A 16,629-nucleotide genomic window follows, 5' to 3' on the forward strand; every position below is an offset into this window, starting at 1 on the left:
TGTTTGGAGAAGCCCCTCACCCGATCGCCTTCACTTCGTTCGGCTCTCGTCCTCTCCCCGTAAACGGGGAGAGGGAAATCGTTAGGTGAAACACCATGCGTTTTCGCTCTGTTCTGTTCGTTCCCTGCGGCAATCCACGCGCCATGGCCAAGGCGCCCAGTCTGCGCTGCGACGCCCTGATCTTCGACCTGGAAGACGCCGTGGGTGAACAGGCACGCGATGGTGCGCTGACGGCTTTGGCGGAGATCCTGAAGGAGACGTTCACCGCGCCCACCATCCTGGTCCGCGTCCACTCCCAGTATCTCAACGCCATCCACCGTGCGCTAAAGGAGGCGACCTTCGACGGTATTGTCGTCCCAAAGGTCAAGAGCACGGAGGACATCCGTGGCGTCATGATGGCCTGGCCAAAAATGCCGCTGTGGGCAATGATCGAAACCGCCGAAGGCGTCGGCAATCTGTGGGAAATCGCCGGGTTGCCTTTGAAGGGATTAATCGCGGGGCCGAACGACCTGCGCAAGGATTTGCGCACACGACCGTTGCCCGGCCGCCAGGACATCGCGTTCGCCCTGTCGCAGATCGTGCTGTTCGGCCGCGCCAACGGCAAGGTCGTGCTGGATGGAGTCCATAATCAGTTCCGCGACATTGAAGGTTTCGCCGCCGAATGCGAACAGGGCCGCAGCCTGGGATTCGACGGCAAGACGCTGATCCATCCGGATCAGATCGCGCCGTGCGAACAGGCTTTCGGGCCGTCGGCGGACGAGATCGCCTGGGCGAAATCGGTGGTGGCGGCGTTTGAAGGTAGCGATGCCGGCTTGCTGGCCGTCAATGGCGAGATGGTCGAACGCCTGCATCTCGATCAGGCCAAAAAGATCCTGGAGGACGCATCGTGATCCTGTTGATCGCCGCCCTGGCCGCGCCGGACTTGTCACTGTTCGACGACGCCATCCACCATTGGCAGAATCGTCACGGGACGAACTATGCCCGCTACGCGCCGCAGCAGGTCAATGAGATCGCCGGTAACATCCTGCTGTATCAGCGCGACAATGGCGGCTGGATCGAGAACCAGGACCCGCAACGCATCCTGACCGATGGCGAAAAGGCCGCCTTCGCGAGCCAGAAAACAAAACCTGGGGCCAGCTTCGACAATCGCAACATCTACAGTCAGGTCGAATATCTGATGGCGGCCCATGACGTCACCGGCCATGCGGCCTATCGCGAGGCAGCGATAAAAGGGCTCGACTTTACCCTTAGCCAGCAGATGCCGGCCTGCGGCGGCTGGCCTCACACCCTGCCGCCGACCCAGTCCTATCACCAAAAGCTGACCATTGCCGATGAGGTGACGTCGGGCAATCTGCGCCTGCTGCGCAAGATCGCCCTGGGCTTGGCGCCGTTTACATCTTTGCATGGTGTGGTACGGGAACGTGCAGCCGAAGCCCTGAAACGCGGCGACGACTGTGTGCTGAGACTGCAAATCCGGCAGAAGGGCGTGCTGAGCGGATGGGCTGGGCAGTATGATCCGGTGACCTTGGCGCCGTCGCAGGGGAGGACGTTCGAGCTGCCGGCCATTGTGTCGCAAGAAACGGTCGCCATGGTCGACTATCTGATGAGTATCGACAACCCGCCCCCCGAGGTCGTGGCCTCAGTCGAGGCCGCGGTGGCCTGGCTGAAACGGTCGCGAATCGAAGGGTATCGCCTTATTGACGTGGTCCTGGCCGAGCCGGTCACGTATGACTACCACACCGCCACTTTCGACCGGGAACTGGTCGCCGATCCGGCCGCGCCACCGCTATGGGCGCGGTTTTACGATCTTAACGACAATTCGGTGGTGCTGGCCAATCGCGACAGCCGGCGGGTCGCGACCTATGGTGACATCCACCCAGAACGGCGGTCGGGCTATGGCTGGTACGGCACGTGGCCACAAAAGCTGATCGAGGTCGATTATCCGGCGTGGGAACTGGCGCGGGCCAAATAGTCTTCCGAGCGCATTTCTTCCAGGCGTGAGACGGTCCGTTCGAATTCGAAGGCGCCGTCGCCCGACGGATACAGTTGCGACGGTTCGGCCGCAGCCAGCAGCACCGTCTTGGTCGAAGCCTCGTACAGGGCGTCGATCAGGCTGACGAAGCGGCGGGCTTCGTTGCGGTTGGCCGGCGACATGATCGGCACGTCCTCGATGAACACCGTGGTGAAGCGCTCAGCGATGGCAAGATAGTCGGCCGCGCCGTTATTGGCAGCGCACAGTTCGGCAAAGGTGGCGCGCAGCAGCGGCCCGGCGGCGCGTTTGAAGGTCAGCTTGCGCTCATTGACGGTCAGGACGCATTCCATCTCGGTGTTCAGCCGCGTCATGTCGGCCCATAGCGTCTCGAAGCCGGCGCGGCTTTGCGGATCGGTCGACGGGAAGAAATAGGTCTTGGCCCCGCGAAGCCGGTCTAGGCGGAAATCGCGCGGCCCGGCGACGTGAACCACCTGGAGGCGGTCCTTGATCATCTCGATAAATGGAACAAACAGATCGCGGTTGAGACCATTCTTGTAAAGGTCTTCCGGCGGACGGTTGGACGTGATGACCAGCGCCACCTTGTTGGCGAACAGGGCCTCGAACAGCCGGCCCAGGATCACGGCGTCGGCGATGTCGGTGACCTGAAGCTCATCGAAACACAGGAGTTGCGAGCGCTTGGCGATCAGTTTCGCAGTCGGCGCGATGGGGTCGTCGCCCTTATGGGTGCCAAAGACGGCCTTGCGCGTGGCGGCATCGCTTTCGCGCCATTGGCGGATCAGATGGTGGACCTCCGCCATGAAGGCGTGGAAGTGCACCCGACGCTTCGACTGGATATTCGCATTGTGGTAAAAAATGTCCATCATCATGGACTTGCCACGGCCGGGCGGTCCCCACAGATACATGCCGTAGCATTTCGGCCGGATACCGAGCAGGTCGCGCAACCACGATCGGCTGTGCCGAATGCGCCGCTCCAGCTTGAACAGGGCATTGATCGCCGCCTTCTGCGCCGGATCAGCCTTCAATTCGCCTGTTTTAAGCAGGCGTTTGTACTCTCTGCGAATACCCATCTACGCTCTTTGTACTGTTTCGCCCGGGCTCTATGGATTTGTGTATAGACCCGCGCCCCACCATTTGTGAGCCGGACTATAGCAACCCCGCCTCAAGATGGCGTTAAAAAACCTTCGGGTGCGTCAAGATTGGAGCAGAATGTGGGAAACAGGGTACAGGGGAAGACCAGCGGCGTCGAAGAAAAGATAATCGCCTTAAGCAACATCCAAGCCGGCACGGTCTTTCACGGTTTCCGTCACCGTTTCGAAAACGTCAAGCTGGCCAAGAGACTTCTTGTAGGCAAAAACTGCGTTTTCCATTTTCCTAATCAGCCAGTTTCTTCGATATCTGTTTAGCCACCTGTACACCATGCGCGGCCGCTGTCGTTACGCACGGATGCCAGAAGTCCGTCACCTCACCACAGGCATAGACCTTGGGGAGACTGGTCTCACCCAACCGGTTGACCGCGACATAACCATTCTCAAGTTCAGGCGCCAAACCCGGTGGCAGGACGGCTTCGAAGCCGTACAACACACCGAATGCATCAAACGCTTCGCCATTGATCGTCATGGCGTTCTGGTCGGCAGTATAGTCACCCGTCACCACCTTCACGTCGGGGATCATCTCCTGAAGCAGCTTCTGCGCCCGCGGTGCCGACCGCGAAAAAATCACCGGCATGCCGCCGCGTTCGGCGACGAACCGCGCCTGGTCGAAGCCATTGTCGCCGCCGCCCAGTATGGCGATCCGCTTACCCTTGACGGCGAGAGATTCCATCGGAGTCCCCGGCCCAATGGCTACGCGGGCAGTGGGCGTGAAGCCACCGGCCCGCGGCCGGGTCCCCGTCGCGATGACCAGATACGGCGCACACAAACTTCCGGCCGGAATATCGACCGTGTAGTCGCCCGATACCGTCAAGGCCGGACAGGTCGTGCGGACCTCGGCGCCAATCGCGGTGGCATGGTCGCAGAGGCTCTGCGCGACTTGCTGCCCGGTCTTGCCCTGAACGCCGGGGATCCACAGGTTCTCGTATGGCGACCAGGTCTGCAGCCCGCCCAGTCGCGGCGCCGCCTCCAGCAGTAGCGCCCTCACACCCAGTTTCTTGAGCCAGATGGCGCAGCTGACCCCCGCCGGACCGCCGCCGATAATGATGACCTGGAGCGACATGTTTTCCGACATTTGACGACCATTAACCCTGTAGTAACTCGCAACTTTTCGTGATCGATGCCGTGCCTAGGTTTTGTCAGGCACGGAATATGCAACGATTTCAAGGCCCAGCGACCATTTTTCGCAATATGGAAAACAAAAAAGCAATGTGGTTGTTCAGACTTGGCTAAGGGCGCGCCTATATAACATAATTACGACGGCGCGATTCCAAGGGACTAAGTGCAGCGCCGCGTAACAGTGAGGAATTATAAAGTGAGACTTTTGTGCGTTGAAGACAACTCGACCCTGCGCAAGATGATAGATCTGATGCTGGCATCGACCGGCATTGACGTAGATTTCGCGCAAAATGGCCAGGAGGCCGTCGAGGCCTATCAGGTCAACGAATATGATGCCGTCGTCATGGACATGGAAATGCCTGTGATGTCTGGTCTGCGCGCGGCGCGTGAGATCCGTCAGATGGAAGACGGTTTCCACCTCGGTTACACGCCGATCCTGTTTCTGACGGGCCATGAGGGTGACGATCATGTCGACCTGGGCTTTGAGGCCGGCGGCGACGGTCATTTGACCAAGCCGTTCACGTCGGAAGCCCTTATCGGCGCCATCGACAGCGTACTAAAGACCCGCCACCACGACGGCTTGGGTCAGATGCTGCGCGCGATGCGCTGACTGGGCAAACGCGCCCGACTAGCCTGCAAATGGCCACTTTTTGCGGCACGCGAACAACCCGGTTTCGTAAGAATCGCGCCAAAACCCGGGCTGTGATCCTGTTGGCTCTTGTCAAGGCGAACCAAAAGGTTCACATGCCCGCGTGCGCGTTTGCGCGCAGTTTGTCCGCAACAGGAGTCTAGTATGGGTTATCGGGTCGCCGTCGTCGGCGCCACCGGCGCCGTGGGTCGCGAGATGCTCGCCATCCTCGAAGAGGTCAATTTCCCCATTTCGGAAATCTACGCCGTCGCATCGCGTAAATCTCTCGGCCTCGAAATCGCTTTTGGCAACAAAACCCTGAAATGCCTGAACCTGGAAACCTTCGACTTTACAAAAGTCGACATTGTCTTGATGAGCGCCGGCGGTGCGGTTTCCAAGGAATGGTCGCCCAAGATCGGCGCCCTGGGGCCGATGGTGATCGACAACTCCTCAACCTGGCGCATGGACCCCGAGGTGCCGCTGATCGTGCCGGAAGTGAACCCGGACGATATCTGGCTGGCGCGCAAGAAGAACATTATCGCCAATCCAAACTGCTCGACCGCCCAGCTGGTTCTGGTCTTAAAGCCGCTGCACGATGTCGCCCGCATCAAACGCGTGGTCGTTTCGACCTATCAGTCGACGTCGGGCGCCGGCAAGGAAGGCATGGACGAATTGTGGAACCAGACAAAGGCACTCTACGGCATGGGTGACAAGTCGCCCAAGAAATTCGTCAAGCAGATCGCCTTCAACCTGATTCCGCAGATCGACGTCTTCATGGAGGACGGCTACACCAAGGAAGAGTGGAAGATGACCGCGGAAACGCACAAGATCATCGACCCGACTATCGACCTCGTAGCCACCTGCGTCCGCGTTCCGGTGTTTGTGGGGCATTCGGAATCGGTCAATATCGAGTTTGAAGAACCGATGGATGAAGGCCAGGCGCGCGAAATCCTGCGCGACGCTCCGGGCATTGCCGTCGTCGACAAGCGCGAACCGGGCGGCTACGTCACGCCGATCGAGTGCGTCGGCGAGTTTGCTACTTTTGTATCGCGCATTCGCAACGACCCGACGGTCCCGTATGGAATCAATCTGTGGTGTGTATCGGACAACCTGCGCAAGGGTGCGGCGCTAAACGCGGTGCAGATTGCACAACTTCTCGACGAACGCGGTGTTCTCACCCCCGTTAGCGCTTAGGATTGTCTCGTTTTGAGATTTCGAGCCGGCGGAGGGTCACCTCCGCCGGTTTTCTTTTTGTGGTCCGTTGTCATGCTACCCGAAAAATCGACACTTTTTGCCTCCCCCGTCATGCTGGCCGTTATGTGCTACGGCGTATGGGGCTTCGCTCCCCTGGCCTACATGCCGATCACCGCCTTCGGCGGCGGTTCGGTCGAGATCATTGGTCACCGTGCCCTGTGGGCGATGATCTGGGCAACTGGCCTGGTTCTGGCAACGCGTCAGTTCCCCGAGGTATGGACCATTTTCAAACAGCCCAAGCTTCTGGGTATCCTGCTGATTTCGTCGCTGATGGTGGCAATCAACTGGGGAGTCTTCGTCTGGGCGGTGACCAACGGCCACACCATCGAATCGTCGCTCGGATATTACCTCAACCCCCTGATCAATATGGCGGCCGGAGCTATGCTGTTTAAGGAACGGTTGGACGGCTACGGTAAGGCGGCCATTGGCGCCGCGGTGGTTGGTGTGCTGATCCAGGCGTTTGCCATCGGCCATATCCCGTGGGTGGCCTTGATCCTGGCGGTCAGTTTCGCCACCTACGGAATCATTCGCAAGCAGGTGGCGGTCAATGCCTTGCCGGGTTTGTTGGTGGAGTGCATGTACCTGTTTCCGGTAGCTCTGGTCTTTCTGGTCTGGTTCGAGCAATCCGGCCGGGGGCACTTTTTTGACTCGCCGTGGAACGCATTCTGGTTCGCCTTTACTGGGCCAATCACGGTTTTGCCTTTGGCACTGTTCAGCTTTGTGGCGCGGCGTTTACCGCTGTCGACCATGGGCTTTATCCAGTTCATCGCGCCGACGATCGCGTTTTGCATCGGATTGTTCCAGGGTGAGACCTTCACCTTCCTGCGCGGGGTGTCGTTCGCCTTTATATGGGGTGGAGCCATGGTGTTCGCCTTTGGCGCCTGGCAGAGGTTGCGGGCGGTGACGACGACGTAGAGGGTTTTGACCGTGAACTACCAGAGCGCAATCCGACAAAGTGTGCAGCACTTTTCGGTAAAATTGCGCGACAAAACAAAAAACTGGAGCGAGGTTTTGATTCCTTCAAAAACCCGCCCTAGACGCAATCCGACAAAGTGTGCAGCACTTTTCGATAAAATTGCGCGACAAGACAAAAAACTGGAGCAAGGTTTTGGTTCTTTCAGAACACATCCCGCACTCGCGACAAAACCTTATTTCGGTGCCCGCTTCGCCAAAATCCTCTGAAGTGTCCTTCGATGCATGTTGAGCCTGCGTGCCGTTTCCGACACATTCTGGCCGCACAGGGCATAGACGCGCTGGATATGTTCCCACCGCACCCGATCGGCCGACATCGGATTTTCCGGCGGGACCGGCGCCGAATCCTCTACCACCAGCAGGGCCTTGACCACATCATCGGCATCAGCGGGCTTCGACAGATAGTCGATTGCGCCGGACTTTACCGCCGCCACTGCCGTCGCGATATTTCCATAACCCGTCAACATGATCGCACGGGCTTCCGGCCGCGCCTTGTGCAAGGCCTCTATCGCCCTCAGTCCCGAACCGTCATCCAGTCGCATATCCATGACTGCAAAGGCCGGCGGATTTTTCGCGATGATCTCCAGCGCCTCATGGACACTCTCGGCCATGGTGACGACAAAACCGCGCGTCTCCAAGGCCCGGCCCAGGCGGTTACGGAACGGCGCATCGTCGTCCACGACCAGCAACGACTTATCGCTAAGGGCGTCCAACCTGGCGGCAATCTCCGCCTTCACATCGCTGACAACTTCCTCGGTCAAGACACGTCTCCTTCATCCGCCCAAAAAATATCCATCTGGTCGCGCCGCCACAAGGCCCGCACATAGGCCCCGCCGCCCTCGCGGTTGCCGAAACTGACCCGTGCCCCGGTATGCTCACACAGGGTCTTGGCGATGAAGAACCCAAGCCCCATACCAGAATACGACCGTCCCTCAGCCTTCGGAGCATCCTCACCGAACACCCTAGAGGAGATATAGGGGTCCCCCAGCCGCGACAATATGTCCGGCGCAAACCCTGCGCCGTTGTCCTCCACATTCAGCGCGACAAAGCCGTGCGAGACCTCGAAACGCACCCAGACGGCGCTATTGGCGAAATCTACGGCGTTTTCGACGAAGGCCGCCCAGGCATGCAGCCATTCCGGCCGCCGCAGGATCATGAGTCCGGCTTCCTTTTCAGGATCGATGCCATGTCCTTCGCTCAACACCTCGATGACGATATCCTTGCGATCCTTGCGATAGGGTGCGGCAATGCTTTCCAGAAAGGCCCGCACCGGCATCTGGTCATAAACGGAGTCGCGCGTCTCGGGTTTTTGTGACAACTGCCTCAGTATGTCGCGGCAGCGCTGGCTCTGCGACACCAACAGTTCGGCGTCTTCGTACAGAGGATCGGATTTTTTCAGACTGTGCAACATCTCCTTGGCTACCACCTGGATGGTGCCCAGAGGCGTACCCAACTCATGCGCCGCCGCCGCCGCCAGGCCGCCGAGCGCTGACAACCGCTGTTCACGCTCCAGAACCGCTCGGGTTGCCGCCAGGGCGTGCTCCATGCGGTTCGACTCCAGCGCCGCCTGCCAGGCGTAACCGGCCGTAAACACGATGCCGAGGAGGATGGCGGTCAGGAAGCCGAATCGATAGATGTCTGGCAGGACGAAACTCTCACCGGGCCGCCACGGCAAAGGCAGATGCCAGAAGGCGATGGCGATCGTGGCTAGCATCGCCGCTACGACCACCACCATGGCATGGCGTGCCGGCAGGTTGGCGGCAGCCACCGTCGCTGGCGCCACCAGCATCAGACAGAAGGGATTGTTCAAGCCGCCGGTCACGCCCAGCAGCAGCGCCAGTTGCACGGCGTCGAAGCTAAGCTGCAGCGCCGCCTCCCAGCCGCGCATACGCTGGACAAAACGGCGGCCAACGGTCAGGATGATGTTCAGCCAGACGCTGGCCATGATGATACTGAGCGTCAGCCACAGCCGGATCTCGTATTCGAAGACGAAGGCGATCAGCAGCACCATGGCCGTCTGTCCCAGGATCGCCAGCCAGCGCAGCATGACCAGGGTGCGCAAACGCAGGTGGTCCTTTTCGCGGCCGAAAGGACCAAGACCCGGCCAGAGACCTGTATTTGGGCCAGAACTTAGGCCAGGACTTCGCCCCGTACCTGGTCCCCGACTTGGGCCTGCGTCATCGGCTCCATTGAAAAAGGTGCCCAAGCTCTCTAAAGCGGACGTCATCATGGCTCCGTTCATTCTGGGTGAGGAATAGATGACAAAGTTCCGGCTGGCAATCATCGCTACGGCCTTCGTGGCCCTGATCGGCCTGGCCGGTCTCAACTACTACATCAGTTTCAAGGATTCTCAGCGCAGCAGCACCACTGACCTTGATCCGTCTATGTTACCCGGTGGCGCGTTCACCCTCACCGATCAGAACGGCCAGGTGGTGACGGAAGGTGCGCTGAAGGGCAAATGGACAGCGGTCTTTTTCGGGTACACCTATTGCCCTGATTTCTGTCCCCTGACCCTGCAGACCCTGGCAGCCACACAAAAGCAATTGGGTGGCAAGGCGAAGGACTTCCAGGTTATCTTTATCAGCGTTGATCCGGCGCGCGACACCCCGGCCAGCCTGAAGGCCTATCTCAATAGCGGCGGAATGCCCAAGGCGACAATCGGCCTGACCGGAACGCAAGACCAGATCGATGCAGCAGTTAAGGCCTATCGCACCACCGCCACCAAGGTCGGTGCCGGCGACCTCTATACCTATCAGCACACCACAGCGGTGTTCCTCATGGACCCCAAAGGCCGCTACAACAGCGCCTACGGCTACGGTATCCAGCCTGACGAGATGGCGGACATGATCAAGGACGCCATGGCTGGCAGATAGCCTGTGCACCGCCGTCCGGGCCAGCTCTGCGGCCGCTTGATTTCGTCGTGAGCGTTGCCAGAGGTGTCGGCATGGCTGGTGGCAACGCCGAATGACCAGCCCAGGCCAAAACAGCGGCAAGCTTCAAACGCATGACGCCCCCTGATACACAGAAAACCTCCCCGTCGTTGGACGGAGAGGTCTTTGAGGCGGTTTGAAGGGCTTCTCTGGGCCTGGCTTTTAGACCAAGTCGTTTTGGGCAGCCTTACTGGCCGACAGTGATGGTGGCGCGGCGGTTTTCCGCATTCTTGATACCGTTTCCGGTCGGAACGGCCGGTTGGGTTTCGCCCTTCCAGTCGGTATTGACCACCGAAGCCGGCACGCCCAACTGGATGAGACCTTCAGCGACCATGCGGGCCCGGTTCTGCGACAACTTGATATTGTAGGGAGCGCCGCCTGAGGTATCGGCGTGGCCGGTGACCGTAACCGGCGTACCTGGCTGGCTGCGGGCCTGCGAGGCGGCGGCGGAGATGACCGCCTGGCCATCGGCGGACGGCGTGGCGCTGTCAAAGGGGAAGTAGACTGTAAAGTCGCGGCGGGCAGGCGGGGCGACGGGAGCGACGACCGGCGACGGCGAACTGTAGGTATCGCCCGCCGATGCCATCTCCTGCTCCGGCGGCGGACCGACATCTGCAGCGGGACCACGCGGCGCGCCAAACGACCACCGCAGGCCCAGCGTCAGGCTGTGATCGCGGATCTTGCCGGACATGCGGCCTTCATAGACTTCCTCGACCAGGGTCGGGCCGTAGGCCGCATTCGCAGTGAAACCGTCGCAATAGGGGTAGCAATCGTCTTCGCCATTGTATTCCGTGTAGGCGACGTCGGCACGGACATCATAGTTCGCCTTGCCCACTTCGAGGTAACGGTAGGTCAGATCGATATTGAGACGATCGGACGCGGCCCAGGCCAAGCCGGCGATCACCTGGCCAGCGGCGGCGGTTTTGCGCGAGCGGATGGTATAGGTGGATGAATAATCGGGATCTGAGGTCGTGCCGGTATAGTCGGTTTCAACCTTGACAGCGCCAAGGCCAATCCCGACAAACGGATGCAGACGGCGGTCAGGCGCGATATCGTAGATGACATTGACCATTAGCGAGGTCAGATCCAGCGTGCCACGACCGGCCGCTTCACCGTCATAACCTGTAACGATGCTGTTGCGGATATCGCCCGGACGCTCGCCATATTCCAGTTCAGCGCGCCAGTGCGGCGACAACTGGTTACCGGCGCGGACGAAGACGGCGGTCTTCGCCTTGGTGTCCAGGGAAAAAGCATCGCTCTCTTCGAGATCTTCATTGATGATGGTTGCGGCAATTGCCCCTTCGCCTGAGGACCACGACTCTTCATCGCTTTCGGTCCGTGAGACCAGGGTTACATCACGAAGCACCAGCTTCTGCTCGTCCATGTCGTGCACGCCGGCATCGGCGGCGACATACCATCCAAGGGTGGTATCGGCGGAGGCGGTGGAGGCGACCATCATCGACAGGGCGCAAGCCAGAACAGCAACGATCTTGAGGCGCATAGCGGAGTTCACCAAAGGCTGAATATTAATAAGATCTTAAGCCTATCAGAAAGCCGGCGCCGCTGAAATTCGGTTATCTCAATTGGGGCAAGATCGTGGCGTCATGCGTCATTTGGGCCGCAGTCAGGCGCTGGTTTTGCAAAAAAACGCCCCGACTTCGTGTGAGCGACGAGTCCAAATCTTAACAGCGCGCCTATCACGGGTATTCAAAACGGGTCGCGACCTTGTGAATGGCGCCGGAACGGCCTTTTTGCTAAGATAGTTCCACGGGCTGAGCTCGTAAACATCCTCCGGATTTTTATCGCGGAGCCGACACAGGCTAATGTGCCTAACAGAAGGCCTCTCACCTCAGGTGAGAGGCCTTCGTTGTTAAAGATTGCCGTTGCTAAGGCGTGCTGTAGGGCCGTCTACCGCTTGACGCCACCCAGGCAGTGGCTTCTTGTGCTTTGATTTGGCATTGACGCGCCGAGCGGTTCGAGAGCGGATGTGGTTTGATGGAATCAAAACACATCCCGCTCGACGTTTTTATTTTGTCGCGCAATTTTTCCGAAAACGGGGACGCCCGTGCGGTGGCGTCACGCTTTATCGGATTGCGCTTTATACCAAGCCTCATAAAGAATGACGCTTGGTGTTCGCATTTTTTCAGCTCAAGCGCCGGACTAGGCGCCCCCCATGGCGCCTCGCAAAAGCTCGGGCGCCCGAAGTACGTTCTCTGGCGCGCTTGCCAACCCACGATGAGTCAAGGTCATCGAAGGTTGGCATTAGCGTCCATAAACCGCTCGAACAGTACGCGCCTTGCCATTTGGTACGATCCGTATTATCCATATCTCATAATACAGATCGTACCAAATGACGCCGCTTGCCTTCGCCTTGTTGGGACTGATCCGCGACGAACCCCGCAGCGGCTATGCTTTGCGTAAGGTGTTCGAGACGACGCCGATGGGAAATTATTCCAGCAGCCCGGGCAGCATCTACCCCGCCTTGAAAAACCTGCAGACGGCAGGACTGATCGCAAGCCAGTCTGCCGGGCCACGCAAAAGCGTCTTTGCCATCACGCCAGGAGGTCTTGAAGCGTTTGTCACCTGGCTGGCCCAACCGGTTACCGCAAAGGAAGATCCGAACATCGCGCTTCTGCGTTTTGCTTTTCTCCAGGATGACCGCAGGCAGTCACTAGACTTCCTGTTGTCCTTTGCCCGCTGCGCCCACGGCAAGATCGTCGCTTTGAAGGGTTTCCTGGGCAGCGAACCGGGCCGCAGCATGCCTTTGCAGGCCCAACTGGCCGTTCAACATGGACTCCGAACCACGGAAGCCGCCGCAGAATGGGCGGCCGATGCCTATCGCCAACTCAAAGAAGAGACCAAACCATGAAGTTTGCTGCAAAATGCCTGGCCCTCTGTTGAGCCATGCTGGCCGTCACCATCGTGTCTGGACTTTTCGCTCCGGCCATCCCCCCGGCGGCTGCCGGAGAGCCCCTGACTGCCATTCAGGCCATGGCCATCGTCTATGCCGTCCAGTCCGTAGTCGTAGCCATTCTGGCGGCTAGAGCGGAATGGCTTTAGGTAGAGTCGCCATCTCGCTCTAACTTTCTGTTTTGTCGCGTAATTTTTCCGAAAAGTGCTGCACACCTTATCGGATTGCGCTTTAGCCGGCATAACCAGTCGCAAAGGCCTGGAAAGCCCGGGCCGCCGCTTCCAGGCGGTCGGGCAAGGCGTAGCGCGGCTTGAACAAGGCCACCGTCCGCCGAGGATTGAACCCGGCCATGGCGATGCGAACGACATTCTGCGCCTGATAGGATTGCGGCATGACGGTAATGCCGATTCCAGCCCCGACCATCGCCAGAGCCCGTTCGTCTTGGGCGGTCCGGTAGACCAGCGGCGGCCGTACATTGCGATCGGTAAAGTGCCGCGACGTCTCCGACAGCACTTCGCACCGTGACCGGACGATCATGCAATCGTTGGCCAGATCCTCGCCCTGAATCTCGGCCCTCTCCGCCAGGCGGTGCGTCCGCGGCAGGGCCAGTTGATACCCCTCCTCGAACAGCGCAATAGAGGTGTCGTCCTCGACCCGGCGCAGCGACAGGGCGAAATCGACCCCCCGTTCGTCCAGCCGATTCAGCAACTCCTGTTCAGTGCCATCGACCAGGTCAAAGCGGATATCGGGTCGTTCTCTCAGAAATCCCTCCAACAATCCTGCGACCCATGCCGCCGGCAGGGTTTGAAGCACGCCCAGCCGCAGGACATTGCTACTCTCGGTTTGCGACAGTTCGGCCGCGGCCATATTGACCTCGTGAAGGATCGCCTTGGCACGTGGCAGGAAGCGCGTTCCGGCCGTAGTCAGGAACACCCGCTTGTTGCTGCGGACGAACAGGTCAACGCCGACTTGCTCCTCCAGGCGCTTGATGCCCGCCGAGAGTGTCGGTTGGGTCACCAGGCAGGCGCTGGCGGCTTTGGTGAAGCTGCCGGTCTCAACCAGGCTGAGGAAGTAGCGAAAGAGATAGAGTTCCATAGATCACATCTATAATCACAATAGGTTTAATTCATTTCCGCAATACACGTAAATGGGATAGGATCGCTATGATCCATCTGCTTGTAAGAGGACCATCCGTCAGCGCCGCGACAGTGGCCGTCGGCTCTGCCTGTCGGCGAGGCGCGAGACAGAGGGGTCTTCTTTCGCCATCCCCTGTGCCAAAAGGTCCACTATGCCTGTGCTGAAAAGCGACATCGACCCTGCGGATGCCGACTTCATCACCAATGCCGCGCGCATGCAGGCCCTGGTCGACGACCTGCGCGGGCTGACGGCCAAGATTGCTCTGGGCGGCACCGCAGCGGCGCGCCAGAAACACACCGATCGCGGCAAGCTGCTGCCGCGCGACCGCATTGCCGGCCTGATCGATCCCGGCTCGCCTTTCCTCGAGTTTTCCGCCCTGGCCGCCCTCGACGTCTATGACGACGAGGTCGCCGCCGCCGGCATCATCACTGGTATCGGCCGCATCAATGGCACCGAATGCGTCGTCGTCTGCAATGATGCCACGGTCAAGGGCGGCACCTACTACCCCCTGACGGTCAAGAAGCACCTGCGCGCTCAAGAGATAGCCCAGCAAAACCATTTGCCCTGCGTCTACCTGGTCGATTCCGGCGGCGCCAACCTGCCCAACCAGGACGAGGTCTTTCCGGACAAGGACGATTTCGGTCGCATCTTCTTCAACCAGGCGCGGATGTCGGCCGCGGGCATCCCGCAGATCGCCGTCGTCATGGGCTCCTGTACCGCCGGCGGCGCCTACGTCCCCGCCATGTCAGACGAATCCATCATCGTCCAGAAGCAGGGCACCATCTTCCTGGCTGGCCCCCCCCTGGTCAAGGCCGCGACCGGCGAGGTGGTGTCGTCTGAAGACCTCGGCGGCGGCGATGTCCATGCCCGCATCTCCGGCGTCGCCGACCATCTGGCCGCCGATGACGCCGATGCGCTGCGTACCGCGCGCCGTATTGTCGGCAATCTCAACCGCAGCAAGACGGTCACCCTGGCCACGCGCCCGGTCGCCGAACCGCTCTATCCCATCGAAGACATCTACGGTATCGTGCCGGCCGACTCCCGCCAGCCCTTCGATATCCGTGACATCATCGCTCGTCTGGTCGATGGCTCTCAGTTCGACCCGTTCAAGGCGCTGTATGGCGAAACCCTGGTGACCGGCTTTGCCCATCTCTATGGTTATCCGGTCGGCATTGTCGCCAACAATGGCGTACTCTTCTCCGAAAGCGCGCTGAAAGGGGCCCACTTTATTGAACTCTGTGCCCAGCGCGGGATCCCGCTGATCTTCCTGCAAAACATCACCGGCTTCATGGTCGGGCGCAAATACGAGAACGAAGGCATTGCGCGCCACGGCGCCAAGATGGTCACGGCCGTCGCCTGCGCGGACGTGCCTAAGCTGACCGTCATTATCGGCGGCTCCTACGGCGCCGGAAACTATGGCATGTGCGGCCGCGCCTACGAACCGCGCTTTTTGTGGATGTGGCCCAATGCGCGAATCTCGGTCATGGGCGGCGAACAGGCCGCCAATGTTCTGGCAACCGTCCGCCGCGATGGCGTCGAAGCCAAGGGCGGTACCTGGTCCTTCGAGGACGAGGCCGCCTTCAAGGCGCCGATCCGCGACACCTATGACGCCCAGGGCCATCCCTATTACGCCTCCGCCCGGCTGTGGGACGACGGCGTCATCGACCCGGCCGATACCCGTCGCGTGCTGGGTCTTGGCTTGTCCGCCGCTTTGAACGCCCCCATTAAACCGACCCGGTTCGGCATTTTCCGGATGTAGGAGGCTACCATGTCTGTACTCATCGAAAGCGACCGCGAGGGCATCACCCGCGTCACCCTGAACCGCCCCGAAGTCCACAACGCCTTCAACGAGGGCATGATCGGCGATCTGAAAGATGCCTTTTCCGATCTGGGCAAGCAAGACGGCATCCGTGTCATTGTGCTGAACGGCGCGGGGCGCAGCTTCTCGGCCGGCGCCGACCTCAACTGGATGCGACGCGCCGCCGAACAGGACGAGGAGATGAACCGCGATGACGCCCGAGGTCTGGCCGAGATGTTCGAAACGATCAATGCCTGCCCCAAGCCGGTCATCGGTCTGGTCCACGGCGGCGTCTTCGGCGGCGGGGTCGGCCTCGCGGCCTGCTGCGACGTCGTTATCGCCGCCCCGGATACGCAGTTTGGCCTGACGGAAGTGCGCCTGGGTGTGATCCCCGCGGTGATTTCGCCATTCGTGCTGAGCAAGACCGGCATGTCGGCCTCGCGCCGCTACATGCTGAGTGGCGAGCGTTTCGATGCCGCCGAGGCCCTCCGCATCGGCCTGATCCATCAGATCGCCGATGACCTCGAAGCTGCTTCCAAGCCCCTCATCGCTGCCTTCTGCGAAGCTGCCCCGGGTGCCATTGCCGATATCAAGGACCTGCTAGCTGATATCGCCCACAAGGGGACCGACCTAGGCGGCAAGACCTCATCACGTATCGCCCACCGCCGCGCCAGCGACGAAGGCCGCGAGGGTATCGCGGCATTCCTGGAAAAACGCAAACCGCATTGGGACATTTAGG

General features: G+C 60.1%; 17 protein-coding genes. 11 read left to right on the forward strand and 6 right to left on the reverse strand.

Annotated elements, in window-relative coordinates; genetic code table 11:
• Positions 1–95 precede the first annotated feature (95 nt).
• Together ABAC402_RS27695 and pelA are read left to right on the forward strand one after the other, a co-directional pair.
• On the forward strand, positions 96–890 hold the full coding sequence (locus tag ABAC402_RS27695) for a CoA ester lyase (protein WP_023448968.1): 795 nt from the start codon (positions 96–98) through the stop codon (positions 888–890).
• The gene (gene pelA, locus ABAC402_RS27700; RefSeq protein ID WP_023448969.1) at positions 887–1,972 is read left to right on the forward strand and encodes a pectate lyase; all 1,086 of its coding nucleotides are present in this window, start codon (positions 887–889) and stop codon (positions 1,970–1,972) included. Before ABAC402_RS27695 ends, pelA begins: the two co-directional genes overlap by 4 nt.
• Here pelA and zapE read toward each other — a convergent pair.
• Together zapE and ABAC402_RS27710 are read right to left on the reverse strand one after the other, a co-directional pair.
• The gene (gene zapE, locus ABAC402_RS27705) at positions 1,939–3,060 is read right to left on the reverse strand and encodes a cell division protein ZapE (protein ID WP_031235396.1); all 1,122 of its coding nucleotides are present in this window, start codon (positions 3,058–3,060) and stop codon (positions 1,939–1,941) included. The genes pelA and zapE overlap by 34 nt on opposite strands.
• A 304-nt stretch (positions 3,061–3,364) precedes the next feature.
• Positions 3,365–4,216 carry an NAD(P)/FAD-dependent oxidoreductase gene (locus ABAC402_RS27710; protein WP_023448972.1) on the reverse strand — a complete coding sequence of 284 codons (852 nt, stop codon included), beginning with the start codon at positions 4,214–4,216 and terminating at the stop codon, positions 3,365–3,367.
• A gap of 240 nt (positions 4,217–4,456) precedes the next feature.
• Between ABAC402_RS27710 and ABAC402_RS27715 the strand changes: the two genes are divergently transcribed.
• From ABAC402_RS27715 to ABAC402_RS40150, 4 genes are all read left to right on the forward strand, one after another.
• A complete protein-coding gene (locus ABAC402_RS27715) occupies positions 4,457–4,870 on the forward strand; it encodes a response regulator (protein WP_040409872.1) in 414 nt (137 codons plus the stop codon).
• Between the two features lie 183 nt (positions 4,871–5,053).
• Positions 5,054–6,082 (forward strand): aspartate-semialdehyde dehydrogenase, encoded by a 1,029-nt coding sequence (locus ABAC402_RS27720; RefSeq protein ID WP_023448974.1) that lies wholly within the window; start codon positions 5,054–5,056, stop codon positions 6,080–6,082.
• Positions 6,083–6,154: 72 nt separating this feature from the next.
• The gene (gene rarD / locus ABAC402_RS27725; protein WP_031235398.1) at positions 6,155–7,057 is read left to right on the forward strand and encodes an EamA family transporter RarD; all 903 of its coding nucleotides are present in this window, start codon (positions 6,155–6,157) and stop codon (positions 7,055–7,057) included.
• A gap of 12 nt (positions 7,058–7,069) precedes the next feature.
• Entirely contained in the window at positions 7,070–7,324 is a 255-nt protein-coding gene (locus ABAC402_RS40150; RefSeq protein WP_155847346.1) for a hypothetical protein, read from the forward strand.
• On the opposite strand, the gene ABAC402_RS27730 is transcribed toward ABAC402_RS40150, so the two are convergent.
• Together ABAC402_RS27730 and ABAC402_RS27735 are read right to left on the reverse strand one after the other, a co-directional pair.
• Positions 7,291–7,839, reverse strand: a complete 549-nt coding sequence (locus ABAC402_RS27730) for an ActR/PrrA/RegA family redox response regulator transcription factor (protein WP_369751394.1) — start codon at positions 7,837–7,839, stop codon at positions 7,291–7,293. The two genes, ABAC402_RS40150 and ABAC402_RS27730, sit on opposite strands and share 34 nt — an antisense overlap.
• Positions 7,840–7,871: 32 nt before the next feature.
• Complete coding sequence (locus ABAC402_RS27735; protein WP_369751378.1) at positions 7,872–9,398, reverse strand: ActS/PrrB/RegB family redox-sensitive histidine kinase; 1,527 nt, start codon at positions 9,396–9,398, stop codon at positions 7,872–7,874.
• Between ABAC402_RS27735 and ABAC402_RS27740 the strand changes: the two genes are divergently transcribed.
• On the forward strand, positions 9,373–9,987 hold the full coding sequence (locus ABAC402_RS27740; RefSeq protein ID WP_023448978.1) for an SCO family protein: 615 nt from the start codon (positions 9,373–9,375) through the stop codon (positions 9,985–9,987). The genes ABAC402_RS27735 and ABAC402_RS27740 overlap by 26 nt on opposite strands.
• 244 nt (positions 9,988–10,231) lie before the next feature.
• On the opposite strand, the gene ABAC402_RS27745 is transcribed toward ABAC402_RS27740, so the two are convergent.
• Entirely contained in the window at positions 10,232–11,545 is a 1,314-nt protein-coding gene (locus ABAC402_RS27745; RefSeq protein ID WP_023448979.1) for an OmpA family protein, read from the reverse strand.
• A gap of 849 nt (positions 11,546–12,394) precedes the next feature.
• Between ABAC402_RS27745 and ABAC402_RS39180 the strand changes: the two genes are divergently transcribed.
• Together ABAC402_RS39180 and ABAC402_RS40430 are read left to right on the forward strand one after the other, a co-directional pair.
• On the forward strand, positions 12,395–12,913 hold the full coding sequence (locus tag ABAC402_RS39180) for a PadR family transcriptional regulator (protein ID WP_023448980.1): 519 nt from the start codon (positions 12,395–12,397) through the stop codon (positions 12,911–12,913).
• Between the two features lie 35 nt (positions 12,914–12,948).
• The gene (locus ABAC402_RS40430) at positions 12,949–13,104 is read left to right on the forward strand and encodes a hypothetical protein (RefSeq protein WP_023448981.1); all 156 of its coding nucleotides are present in this window, start codon (positions 12,949–12,951) and stop codon (positions 13,102–13,104) included.
• 82 nt (positions 13,105–13,186) lie between these two features.
• Here the strand turns inward: ABAC402_RS40430 and ABAC402_RS27755 are convergent, their stop codons facing one another.
• On the reverse strand, positions 13,187–14,050 hold the full coding sequence (locus tag ABAC402_RS27755) for a LysR family transcriptional regulator (RefSeq protein ID WP_023448982.1): 864 nt from the start codon (positions 14,048–14,050) through the stop codon (positions 13,187–13,189).
• 193 nt (positions 14,051–14,243) lie between these two features.
• Here ABAC402_RS27755 and ABAC402_RS27760 point away from each other — a divergent pair, with 193 nt between their 5' ends.
• Positions 14,244–15,851: a carboxyl transferase domain-containing protein gene (locus ABAC402_RS27760; protein WP_023448983.1), complete on the forward strand. Its 1,608-nt coding sequence runs from the start codon at positions 14,244–14,246 to the stop codon at positions 15,849–15,851.
• Positions 15,852–15,860: 9 nt separating this feature from the next.
• Complete coding sequence (locus tag ABAC402_RS27765; RefSeq protein WP_023448984.1) at positions 15,861–16,628, forward strand: enoyl-CoA hydratase-related protein; 768 nt, start codon at positions 15,861–15,863, stop codon at positions 16,626–16,628.
• The last annotated feature ends 1 nt before the right edge of the window (position 16,629 follow it).

The sequence above is a fragment of the Asticcacaulis sp. AC402 genome (assembly GCF_000495835.1).
Taxonomy (GTDB): Bacteria; Pseudomonadota; Alphaproteobacteria; order Caulobacterales; family Caulobacteraceae; genus Asticcacaulis.

Bases quoted from the DNA above. Each gene is read 5' to 3' on its own strand.
- ABAC402_RS27695 (WP_023448968.1), top strand. From the start codon at position 96: ATGCGTTTTCGCTCTGTTCTGTTCGTTCCCTGCGGCAATCCACGCGCC.
- ABAC402_RS27760 (WP_023448983.1), top strand. From the start codon at position 14,244: ATGCCTGTGCTGAAAAGCGACATCGACCCTGCGGATGCCGACTTCATC.
- ABAC402_RS27740 (WP_023448978.1), top strand. From the start codon at position 9,373: ATGACAAAGTTCCGGCTGGCAATCATCGCTACGGCCTTCGTGGCCCTG.
- ABAC402_RS27745 (WP_023448979.1), bottom strand. From the start codon at position 11,545: ATGCGCCTCAAGATCGTTGCTGTTCTGGCTTGCGCCCTGTCGATGATG.
- rarD (WP_031235398.1), top strand. From the start codon at position 6,155: ATGCTACCCGAAAAATCGACACTTTTTGCCTCCCCCGTCATGCTGGCC.
- ABAC402_RS27755 (WP_023448982.1), bottom strand. From the start codon at position 14,050: ATGGAACTCTATCTCTTTCGCTACTTCCTCAGCCTGGTTGAGACCGGC.
- ABAC402_RS39180 (WP_023448980.1), top strand. From the start codon at position 12,395: ATGACGCCGCTTGCCTTCGCCTTGTTGGGACTGATCCGCGACGAACCC.
- ABAC402_RS27735 (WP_369751378.1), bottom strand. From the start codon at position 9,398: ATGATTGCCAGCCGGAACTTTGTCATCTATTCCTCACCCAGAATGAAC.
- ABAC402_RS27710 (WP_023448972.1), bottom strand. From the start codon at position 4,216: ATGTCGGAAAACATGTCGCTCCAGGTCATCATTATCGGCGGCGGTCCG.
- ABAC402_RS40430 (WP_023448981.1), top strand. From the start codon at position 12,949: ATGCTGGCCGTCACCATCGTGTCTGGACTTTTCGCTCCGGCCATCCCC.
- ABAC402_RS27720 (WP_023448974.1), top strand. From the start codon at position 5,054: ATGGGTTATCGGGTCGCCGTCGTCGGCGCCACCGGCGCCGTGGGTCGC.
- ABAC402_RS27765 (WP_023448984.1), top strand. From the start codon at position 15,861: ATGTCTGTACTCATCGAAAGCGACCGCGAGGGCATCACCCGCGTCACC.
- zapE (WP_031235396.1), bottom strand. From the start codon at position 3,060: ATGGGTATTCGCAGAGAGTACAAACGCCTGCTTAAAACAGGCGAATTG.